We start from the raw sequence: 7451 nt of genomic DNA, 5'->3' as shown, positions 1-7451 counted from the left end.
TATCAAAATTGGCAATGGACTGATAAATTAAAGGATAATAAGATATATCAGAGTATGTCCCGCAAGGGAAATTGCTTAGATAACGCAGCCATGGAAAATTTCTTCGGTCTACTTAAGCAAGAAATGTACTATGGAGAAGAAAGAGTCTCATTTGACGAACTCGAGAAAAGAATCAATAATTATATTCACTACTATAATCACAAGCGAGTTAAACAAAAATTGAGTGGCCTATCTCCAGTTGATTACCGAAAACAGGACACTCAATACGTTGCCTAAGTATTCAATTATAAACTCCAACTTTTGGGGGTCACATCAAATGTAGATTGGCTTTTTGAATGGATGGGTTATTTCTTGCGACGTTTGCTAACAAGTCCTGCTAGACCAGCTAGACCTAGTGTAGTTCCAAGGTAAGTAACCATGGATGATGCCGCTTCACCAGTCTCAGGTAGCTGTCCTGCTTGTAGGACTGGGTACACCGGATCAGTAGCCAAGCCTCTTGCTGGATCCACTGTATCACTTGGATCAGTTGCTAGAGTGGTATGGGAAGGACGACTCTTAGTTGAAGAATCAGGTCGACGAGAGTCATTTCTTCCTGGACCTGTTAGGTCATGGTCACTTGGAGCAACACGTCCCCCAGCATAAGGATCTTCAGTCGAAGGATTCACTGGATCTGGCTTGGATGGTTGAGGCTTGCCTGGTCTTGGATCAGCCTTCTTGGTTCCAATTTCTAGAATTTGGTTGACTGGCGCGACTTCACGAGTCTCCTTGAAGATACGGTCACCTACTGGCTCACCCTTCTCATTGATTGGTTGTAAGTAGATATTCTCCACACGGCCCTTAACGCCCGGACGAACGATTCGACGCTCGCCTTCAGGAAGATCTTTATTTCCACGGATATCAGTGGAGTAATCCGTTTCCTTGACTAATTCTACCACTTCAATATAGCTCGCTTTTGGCTTGTCAGGATTTGTTGGTGCTGACTTTTTGGTGCCGATTTCTAACACTTGGTTGATCGGGTCTACACGACGCTCTTCCTTGAATTGACGCTCACCTACTGGCTCACCCTTCTCATTAATTGGTTGTAAGTAGATATTCTCCACACGGCCCTTAACGCCTGGACGAACGATTCGATGTTCACCTTCTGGTAGGTTTTTATTTCCACGGATTTCAGTGGAGTAATCCGTTTCTTTAACTAATTCCACCACTTCGATATAGCTCGCTTTTGGCTTGTCAGGATTTGTTGGTGCTGATTTTTTAGTGCCGATTTCTAACACTTGGTTAACGGGTTCCACACGACGGGTATCCTTAAGGATTCGTTGACCAGCTGGTTTACCGTCCTGGTCGACTGGCTGCTGATAGATATTTTCAATATAACCTAGTTTACCTGGTTGAACGATTCGGCGTTGCCCTTCTGGCAACTGATCATTGCTGTGAATATCAGTTGAAAATGGTAAATCAGCTACCTTTTCAACAATTTCTAAATAGCTAGCTGGCGTATTCGTTTGCTTGGTCTTAGTTCCTCGTTCAATAATACGGTCAACTGGTGGTAGGTGGAATTCTCCTGCTAAGATCTTAGGTCCCACTGCTTTGCCACTAGCATCAAAAGCTTGTTGATAATGTCTTATAATCTTACCATAAGCTCCTTCTTGAACCAGACGATCGGTGCCCTCATCAAGTTCTGGATTAGCCTTAAAGATGGTTGAATAATTAAGCTTTTCCTCTTGGGTAGTATGCTTCCACTCAACTGCCTTCTTGATTCCCCGCTCGAAAATCTGGTTCACTGGTTCAATTCGGTTAACAGACTCTAGTTCTCGCTCACCAATTGCTTGCCCTTGGGCATCAATTTCTTGGCGGTAAGTGCGAGTAATCTTACCATAGGCCCCTTCTTGAACCTTTACAGTTTGATCCTCCATCAAGTCAGGATTCACTCGATAAACTGTCGAATAGTTAAGCTGTTCGCTTTCAGTGGTGTACTTATATTGGCGTTTAGCTGGTTCGACATAAGTTCCCAAGCGAATTTGCTGGTTAACAGGTTGCTTAATAATTTGTTCAATTGATGTACGGGTGCCTTCAACGCCATTGGTAACAGGTGTGAAGGTCTTAATTAGTTTGAGCCCTTTAGAACCAGGACGAACAATTTCTTTTTCACCTTTTTTAAGCTGAGGATTTTCTCCAATAATTTCTGTCGCAAAATCTAATTCAACTTTTTGAAGTTCCATATCTTTATAACTGGCTCCTTGCTTAGGTTCAGCCTTTCCAATATGGATAATTCGATCGATTGGCTCTTTAATTCTTTCTTCCTTGTATGAAATAACCGCTTGCTTGCCGGGCTCAAGGGTTTCAATCTCGGTGATTCGAAGAATGCCCGGTTGACCTTCTTGAACCACTTGACGTTTGCCCTTCTCTAAAGCCTGATCCGGTTTGAAAATAGTAGAAAATGAGATCTCTCTATCTGTGAATCCCCGTACAATCGTTATCGTGGCAGACTCTCCAGTTGGTCTATCTTTATCAGTCGCTGCACCTGGTCAAGGTGAAACATTCGGATCCCGTTTAATTACTTCGTTAGAAGAAGTGGGGTCGGTGGTTGTATCACTAGGCTTAGTGATCTTCTTGGCTGGGGTTAATTTAACAAGGGGTGAGTGACTGGCGGCGGCTCCGGAAATCGGGTCCTTGCCTGGAACTTCTTTTGCTGGCGTTAACTCCGCAACCGGAATAAAGGTAGCGGCGGCTCCTGGAATGGGTTCCTTACCTGGAACTTCGTCTACCTCTGGAGATGGTTGATCCGGTTTCGGGTTTTCAGCTACTCCTTCTCTTTCTTTTTCAAAAGTCGCTGCGGCTCCTGGAATGGGTTCCTTGCCTGGAATTTCGTCTGTCTCTGGAGATGGTTGATCCGGTTTCGGGTTTTCAGCTACTCCGTCTCCTTCTTTTTCAAAGGTCGCTGCGGCTCCTGGAATGGGTTCCTTACCTGGAACTTCGTCTGCCTCTGGAGATGGCTGGTCCGGTTTCGGGTTTTCAGCTACTCCATCTCCTTCTTTTTCAAAGGTTGCGGCGGCTCCAGGGATGGGTTCCTTGCCTGGGATTTCTTCTGCGGGCGTTAACTCTGCAGCTGGAATAAAGGTGGCGGCGGCTCCTGGAATCGGATCTGCATCAGGATCACGCTTGATTACTTCTGGAGTCGGAGTGGCTTCCTCTGAAGTAGCTGGGACTTCTTCTGCTGGCGTTAACTCCATAGCCGGGGTATAGGTCGCGGCTGCTCCTGGAATCGGATCCACATTCGGATCACGACTAATCACTTCAGCCCCCTCATAAGGGCTCACCGTCTCCTCAGCAACATCTGACGGTGTTTCAAAAGTTGCAGCTGCTCCAGGAATTGGTTGTGAATCTGGTCCATTTGAAATGACTTCCTGTGCTTGAACATCTGCTGATTGACCTACAAGGAATGCCCCCACTGCTACGGAGGCCACACCTACACTCAATTTACGAATCGAATACTTAACTTGTTTCTGCATTGGAAATCCTCCTAGAAAAAATTTGAAAATATTTAAAAATTAGTTACAATTTAATAATATCATATTTAAATGAAAAATTATCATAAACTTAAATAAGAATTAAAATATTAGCAATAAAATTTATTTTTTCTGTATTTATCGAAGAGCCCTCAGTGATTTGACTTGATTGAGGACCAACCTTATCCTTATACTAGAAGTAATACAGGATTTAAAATAAATTAGAAAGCTGGTGCTTATGCATTTAATTACTATTTCATTGATATTAATTCTGGCCCTTGTAGCCATCCGTCTATCTGATAAATTGAGTATGCCTCAACTCCTCTTCTTTATGATTTTAGGAGTAGGTTTCAATTTTATCGGGTTTGAATTTAATGATTTTGCCTTTTCTGAGGCGTTCTCGTCCTTGGCATTAATGTTTATTATCTTTTATGGTGGATTTGGTACTAAATGGAAAATGACCAAACCAGTAGCCAAAGAGGCCATTACTTTGAGCTTTTTAGGTACTATTCTAACCGCTCTTATTACTGGCGCTTTTGTCTATTTTATCTTTGATTTTACGCTCATTGAAGCACTATTACTTGGATCCATCGTTGGTTCTACTGACTATGCTTCTGTTTCAAGCATTTTGCAATCCCAGAACCTAAACTTGAAATTTAACACCTCTTCGCTTTTGGAATTGGAAAGTGGCTCCAATGACCCAACCGCCTTTACCATGGTCACCGTCTGTCTATTAATTATGGCCGGTCAAGAGGTTAATATTCCGCTCTTGATCTTACTTCAAGTGGGGCTAGGCATTGGGCTAGGTTTCTTAATGGGTTATTTATTTATGCGTATCATCGATTTCTTGAATTTTGATGAAGGCATGTTAACCATTTTCTTAGCTGCTACTGCACTCTTTACTTACGCCTTTGCCAACCAAATAGGTGGCAATGGTTATCTGGCCATTTATATCTTTGGGATCTATGTCGGTAACAAAGAATTTATCAGCAAAAGAGCCGTCGTTTTTTTCTTTGATGGGATCACCAACTTGGCTCAAATTGGCCTTTTCTTCTTATTAGGTTTTCTATCCAATCCAAGCAATATTTTGCAGGCAATGCCTGTGGCCTTAGTGGTGATGCTCTTTATGACACTCGTTGCTCGTCCTGCTTCTGTATTTGCCTTAATGGCTCCCTTTAAACTTCAGACCAACCAGCTAGTCGTTATTTCCTGGGCAGGTCTAAGAGGAGCCGCAGCGATTGCCTTTGCCATTGTGGCCGTGAATTCTGGGGCGGTCATGGCTAATGACCTCTTTCATATCGTCTTTGACATTTGTCTGCTTTCAGCTTTAATTCAAGGAGGACTTCTTCCTTGGCTCACGCGTCAAACAGACATGTTAGATCCAACTGACAGTGTTCTAAAGACCTTTAATTATTATCAAGATAAAAGTGAGATTGGATTCTTTCAAACCGAAGTGAAACCACAAAGTCACCTAGTTGGTAAACAAATCAAAGACCTTAATTTAGAGTTTGATTTTATTTTGGCTAAGATCCAAAGAGAGGACCAACCTATTGTTCCTAAGGGTGATGTGCGTTTGCAGCCAGGAGACCAAGTTATTCTCGTGGGCAAGCAATACTTTGATCCATCCGGAACAGACCTGGTGGAATTTAAGATCAATGATTTCCACCGTTGGAAAGGTAAGGCCCTACAAGAGCTTCAATTACCTGATAATTATCTTATCGTCCTTGTCCAAAGGTCCGATAACGAATTTATAGTTCCAAGCGGTTCAACCGTGATCGAAGAAGGCGACACAGTTATTGCCCTCAACCCCAGCGCCCGAGCCAAACCTAAACGTTAATTATGAACCGCTCTAATTTAAATTAGAGTGGTTTTTTAGTGGTCAATCTCACTGGCAAAAATCCCTACTTGGAGACACAACAAAATACACGTGATAAATACGATTGCGAACATCATGCATCCTCCTCTGCATCAATCTATTAGTAACGTTCTATAAACTAAGTATAGATTGATTTAAAAGTTAAATGTTCCATATTTCTTGAACGACCTTTTTAAGTGCCTGAACGACAAAAACACCGCCCAACTTATAGAAAGATGGACGGTGAAAAATAAAAGATAAGAATTTTCCCAGGATTTAGAGGATAAGGCTAAAAAAAATTTTGCCTGCTATTAAAGAGTATCAGCGATAAATCTGATCGATTAATTAAGTTAACTAGGCTCTTTACTATAAAAAATTTAGTTACTTTAAGCCTAAGAATACACTAATTACTTTTCTTCAAATTCATAAATTTCATGAGCGATTTTTAAACTATAATATTGATTTTTTAAGTCAGATTTAACCTGCTCTCGTGGACGATCTTTTGGAGAGCCATAGCCCCCTCCAGTACCTGTTAGTAAAATTAAAGAGTCATTCGTATTTAAGATATGCTGTCCCATACCAAATGGACCCTCTTTTGAGCCATCAGCTCGTTCAATCCAATACTCATTATTTGAACCATCTAATCCACCATCGACTCCCCATGGTAAAGACTTGTGATGGCCAAAGGTAACACTGGCATACTGATTATCACTGAGCGCTTTGTACTTTCTTACTGTACCATGACCTCCTCTAAATTCACCAGCACCAGCGCCTGAATCTTCAATTCTTAATGAGTATTCATCCATCAATAGGCCATAACGCGCTTCAGCGACTTCAGCAGGAACATTATAAGTTTCCCCATTTCCATAACAAAACTGTCCCGATTGCCCATCGTTAGAATTTGATGCACCCCATCCTCCAGTAGTTGGTTCTACGAGTAGGAATTGGGATTGTGTGGCGGGATTCAAACCTCCCATTACAACCGAACAGACCGCAGCATAATGACCAGCTGTTAACTTTGCTGGAATAACCGGTGCAAGCGCCTTTTGGATGACGTTAATTGCTTCTAATAGTGTAATAAAATAGTTTGAGACTGGAGCCGGTTTCTCACAAGCTAAAATACTGGCAGGGTCAACTAATATCTCAATCGGTCTAAATATCCCATCATTAACATCTTCTCCGGGGACTGTAATCGATAGAAACATAGCTCTAACACCAGCCACCAGTCCAGAATAGGAAAGATTGATAGGACCTGGGACTTGTTCGTGACTCCCCCTAAAATCGAATATCATCCGATCATTTTCAATAGTGATTTTAACATTAATTAAAAAGTGTTCATTTCCTAAGCCATCGCCATCAATATACTCACTAGCTTCATATGATCCTTGGGGTAATTCATTGATAGCTAATAAAGCTAATTGCTCCCCATGATCCAGTAAGAAATCGATCGTTTCTTGAATAGTAGCTATTCCATATTTATCACATAATTCGATAAAGCGCGATTCTCCAACTCTTAGTCCAGCCACTTGAGCCCACATGTCTCCTAATGATTGGTCAGGATAACGAACATTTGATCGGATAATATCCAATATACCCTCATTAATCTCTCCCCGGTTAAATAATTTAATACATGAAAACTGAAGGCCTTCTTGATAAATTTCAGTTGAGCGGTTGGTAAAGGATCCCGGATCCATGCCACCTACCTCTGTCCAGTGAGCTTTATTAGCTGAGAAAGCAACTATTTCTCCCTGGTAAAAAATTGGCAATACCAGCCCCACATCCGATAAGTGGGACCCACCCCCTTGATAGGGGTCATTTATGATAATTAGATCACCTGGAAACAATTGATCACCAAACTTATTTAAAGTTTCCTTGACCATTGAAGATAACATCCCAATGAATCCAGTAATCCCATCCCCTTGGGTTAAAAGATTGCCGTCTTTATCCGTTAATCCACTAGCGTAATCGAGTGTTTCATAAATAACCGGGCTCATTGATGTACGAGCAACAGTAGTAAACATTTCCTCTCCCAATGCTTGAAGAGAATCTTTGATCACTTCCAGAGTAAAGATATCCGTATTTTTGCCCAT

5 protein-coding genes are annotated in these 7451 nt (G+C 41.8%); 2 read left to right on the top strand and 3 right to left on the bottom strand.

Features of this window, described 5'->3' with window-relative positions; translation table 11 throughout:
* Window positions 1-276, top strand: a 276-nt coding sequence (locus T408_RS0102665) for an IS3 family transposase (RefSeq protein WP_028118574.1), incomplete at its 5' end; no start/stop codon positions are given.
* 68 nt (window positions 277-344) lie between these two features.
* Here T408_RS0102665 and T408_RS0102660 read toward each other — a convergent pair.
* The gene (locus T408_RS0102660) at window positions 345-2444 is read right to left on the bottom strand and encodes a G5 domain-containing protein (protein ID WP_268870428.1); all 2100 of its coding nucleotides are present in this window, start codon (window positions 2442-2444) and stop codon (window positions 345-347) included.
* 81 nt (window positions 2445-2525) lie between these two features.
* On the bottom strand, window positions 2526-3509 hold the full coding sequence (locus tag T408_RS0102655) for a YSIRK-type signal peptide-containing protein (RefSeq protein WP_028118572.1): 984 nt from the start codon (window positions 3507-3509) through the stop codon (window positions 2526-2528).
* 235 nt (window positions 3510-3744) lie between these two features.
* Here T408_RS0102655 and T408_RS0102650 point away from each other — a divergent pair, with 235 nt between their 5' ends.
* Window positions 3745-5343, top strand: coding sequence for a potassium/proton antiporter (locus tag T408_RS0102650; protein ID WP_028118571.1), 1599 nt, complete (start codon window positions 3745-3747; stop codon window positions 5341-5343).
* 425 nt (window positions 5344-5768) lie between these two features.
* Here T408_RS0102650 and T408_RS10650 read toward each other — a convergent pair whose 3' ends face one another.
* Window positions 5769-7451: a hydantoinase B/oxoprolinase family protein gene (locus T408_RS10650; RefSeq protein ID WP_051444749.1), complete on the bottom strand. Its 1683-nt coding sequence runs from the start codon at window positions 7449-7451 to the stop codon at window positions 5769-5771.

It is taken from the genome of Hutsoniella sourekii ATCC 700629, from assembly GCF_000518205.1.
In the GTDB taxonomy this organism is placed as follows: Bacteria; Bacillota; Bacilli; order Lactobacillales; family Aerococcaceae; genus Hutsoniella; species Hutsoniella sourekii.
This window is presented reverse-complemented; position numbering and strand designations above follow the sequence as displayed.